5 protein-coding genes are annotated in these 3648 nt (G+C 34.7%); all 5 read left to right on the top strand.

The window, feature by feature from the left end; genetic code table 11:
• On the top strand, positions 1 to 958 hold a 958-nt coding region (locus T357_RS21950; protein ID WP_031555841.1), incomplete at its 5' end, for an ATP-binding protein.
• Entirely contained in the window at positions 958 to 1671 is a 714-nt protein-coding gene (locus tag T357_RS0118285) for an HNH/ENDO VII family nuclease (RefSeq protein ID WP_049962554.1), read from the top strand. The genes T357_RS21950 and T357_RS0118285, both read left to right, overlap by 1 nt.
• Before the next feature lie 17 nt (positions 1672 to 1688).
• Complete coding sequence (locus T357_RS0118280) at positions 1689 to 2087, top strand: SMI1/KNR4 family protein (RefSeq protein WP_031555834.1); 399 nt, start codon at positions 1689 to 1691, stop codon at positions 2085 to 2087.
• A gap of 10 nt (positions 2088 to 2097) precedes the next feature.
• Positions 2098 to 3084, top strand: coding sequence for a hypothetical protein (locus T357_RS0118275; RefSeq protein ID WP_031555831.1), 987 nt, complete (start codon positions 2098 to 2100; stop codon positions 3082 to 3084).
• 39 nt (positions 3085 to 3123) lie between these two features.
• The coding region (locus T357_RS19655; protein WP_044917411.1) for a hypothetical protein at positions 3124 to 3648 on the top strand (525 nt) is incomplete at its 3' end.

Raw genomic sequence — 3648 nt, 5'->3', positions numbered from 1 at the left:
AAAAGCTCTTATTATGGGATTGTTGGTTCTAAGATTGCAAGAACATCGTATGGATCAGCGAGAAAATGGTGCCGATTTTAATGAAGGCCTTAAACATGTAACCATTCTTGAAGAGGCACATAATCTACTAAAGCGAACATCAACAGAACAGTCTAATGAATCTGCTAATCTTCTTGGGAAATCCGTAGAAATGTTAGCTAATTCTATAGCTGAAATGCGTACATATGGTGAGGGATTCATAATCGCTGACCAATCACCAGGAATGCTCGATCTTTCAGTTATCAGAAATACAAATACAAAAATCATTATGCGGTTACCGGATTTCTCTGATAGAGAATTGGTAGGTAAAGCGGCAGGATTAAATAATGAACAAATTGAAGAATTGGTAAAACTTGAGCAGGGTGTTGCTGCAATATCGCAAAACAATTGGGTTGAACCTATACTTTGTAAAATCGATAAGTATGAAGATAATTCAACCGATAGTCATTCTATAACTGATGGATATAATGATCCAGATTCTATAGATACCAAAAAGGTTTCTAAATCTGTCCTGGATTGTATAATGACGAAAGAACTATATAGGAAAGGAGATCGAGTAGATATACAGAAGCTAAGAATGGCTGTCTTAAGGGCAAAGCTTGATACCAATGTTAAATGTAAATTTATCGATTATATTGAGTCGGGAAATGAAGAAGCAGTTAACTCACTCAGATCTTTGATTTATGAATTTTTAAACGCTGATAAAGCAGTAGAAGAATCAAAGCATTGTGATGATATTATTGGTTGGGCTCATTCTGTTGCTGAAAAACTATCACCTGAAATCAAGGATTACTCAAGTGAACAGATTAACCTTGTCATGACTTTGCTTGTGGATGAATTGTCTTACAGAAATGCAGAATATAATGATATATTGTGCCGATTCGCTGAAGTATACAGACAAAACGGGGGTATATTTTGATGAATGAGATATCAAGTAGAAAAGAATTAGAAGAAGTGAAAAACCCTATATCTGAAGGCTTCAAGAATATAAAACCTGAAAGTAGCATTTCTGTTAATGAGGCAAGAAATTTCATCGATGATTTATTTAAAAAATCTGATACTTCTGACTATAAGTCAAAAGATATTAAAGAATCAAAAAATTTACCATATGAGTCTGGAAAGAAGTTTTGGGATGATATTTTTTCTAAACCTATAGAATCAACAAACGAAGATAAAGTTGTCGAAAATGTCTCGACCAAGGAAGGTTTAACACAAGATGAGAAGGATCTTATAAAAAAGGAAACTGGATGGTCAGATAAAATTGTTGATTATATCAAATCCATTGATGAATATAAAATATATAAGGATGCTGGCCTTGTTGAAGGAGAGGTTTATGGCAAGAAATGCCTTATGAGAACAGACATAGATTGGGATAAAAAAGATCAATTTGGAATGACTAATAGAGAAAGAGTATCCGAAGGTTATTCTCCTCTTGATAAAACAGGAAAACCTATACAGTTACATCATATTGGACAACGTTCAGATTCACCATTAGCTGAACTGACATTTATAGAACATAGAACAGGTGGTAATGATACCATTCTTCATGATAAGGCCAAGATAACAGAGGTTCACGGAGAAGGAAATAATTGGAGCAACGAAAGAGAAGAATACTGGAAGAATAGACTCTAGAACGGAGGTTACAGTTTATGAGCAAAATAATAGATCTAATTTCAGGTATAAAGGGATTGAAGTCTATAGGTGGGTGTACAAAAGAAGAAATTAAAGATGCTCAGAATAAATTAGGTATACAGTTTCCGGAGGATTATAAGGAATATCTTAGTACCTATGGTGCTATTAGATTCAATGGAGTTGAGCTATGTGGTTTAAATATAGACGGATATTTAAATGTTATTGAAGCTACAGAACAGGAAAAGGAAGTAAATAAATTTTTCCCCAAAAACATGTTCGTAATAGAAGATCTTGGAATTGATGCAAAATTAATTATTGGCGACGAAAAGGGTAATATTTATCTTTTACAAAGAGATAAGAAAAGACTCATATGCTCTTCTTTTTCTGAATATGTAGAAAAATGCAAATATAGATGAGAAGAATAATATGAACGTTTTTTCCTTGATAAACTCTAAAGACATTCGCCAATATCTGCATAAGATAAATTACGAATTTAATTCTCTAGAAACCGCCTGGCTCATATATCAATGTCACAGTTTGTCATACGAAGAAAAGAGGGCGATGTGGCAAGAGCTTATACAGACTATGCCAGACTGCACTTTACCACAGAGAAGTTATGAAACGGAAACTAAAAGTCTTCATGAAAGCATCAGGCAGTATATTGAGGTATTTGATCAAAAAATACAGATATTCTTAAATGATGAACCGGATCATAAGAACGTCTACATGTACAGCTATAGGTACGGGTCTTATGAAAAGGAATGTACAGAAGATTATTATGCGATTTTTCCTTCTTTGGAATTATGTCTTGCTGATTTTCAAGAAGAGTCTGAAGATGGAGATGAGGTTCTCTCATTTAAAATCAAAAAACAATCTCTTGATAATCCATATCATTACATAGAGGTAACATATCGTATTGATGGACAAATACTTGATATATATGAGAATCCCGATGAACACAATCCTATCCCGAATTTTTTCGAGGAACTCTACTTGGAATTCCCGACACCTTTTGAAAAGGGGGATATCCTTTGGATTCCAAATTGCAAAGGCGTTTTTGATCGATATTGTGACGAGCGCTTTGTATTAAAGCATTTATGTACCTGGGATTCTCCAGATGTAGATAAAACCTATCGGGATAACACTGATATGAATGGCATTGTATACATGGCGTTTCCTAATTACGGAATAGATTACGATCACCCATATAATTATATGGATTATGAGTTCTATAGAGAGCCATTAAAACCGGAAGAGGATTTTTTAAAAGTACTCAGCAATTATATGAAAGGAAAATTTGATGTTGAAGTTCTTCTAAGGGTTTTCAGGAAGAAATACCTGGAACAAGTCCTGGCTAAGGATACTACAATCAGTTGGTGGGATTATTCGACACAGGTAATTGAAAGAGAATGACCAGAATAATTTAATCAACCCGAAATAAAGGAATATACAATGGATGTTTTCACACTAATCAATTCCAAAGACATACGAGAGTACTTAAGGAATCAAGATTATAAGTTCAATTCCTTGGAAATAGCGTGGCTCATATACCAGTGTCACAGACTGTCTTACGAAGAAAAAAAGCTACTTTGGCAGGAACTCATTCAGACCATGTCGGATTGCGGACAACCACCCAAAGGATATGACATGGGATGGACAAGTCTTCATGAATGCCTCAATCTTTACATGGAAACAGTAGATGAGATGATACATAAATTCTTACAGGATGAGCCGGTTGGGAAATATGTCTACATGTATAACTGTTACTACAGGGATGATGAAGGATATTCAGAGGGATATCTACCGGTATATCCAACCTTAGAGAAAAGCATGGATGCATTTCACAAGGAAGTGGCATATATGAATGAAGGATCCACGAATAAAAATGGAGAATTGTTAAGGTATAAATTCCTTAAGCAGTCTCTCGACAATCCAGATGAGTTATACGAAATGGAATACCGAGGAGACGGGCAGATT

The sequence above is a fragment of the Oribacterium sp. FC2011 genome (assembly GCF_000701645.1).
In the GTDB taxonomy this organism is placed as follows: domain Bacteria; phylum Bacillota; class Clostridia; order Lachnospirales; family Lachnospiraceae; genus Oribacterium.
Note: the sequence above shows the minus strand (reverse complement) of the source record. Positions and strands in the feature narration are given on the sequence as shown.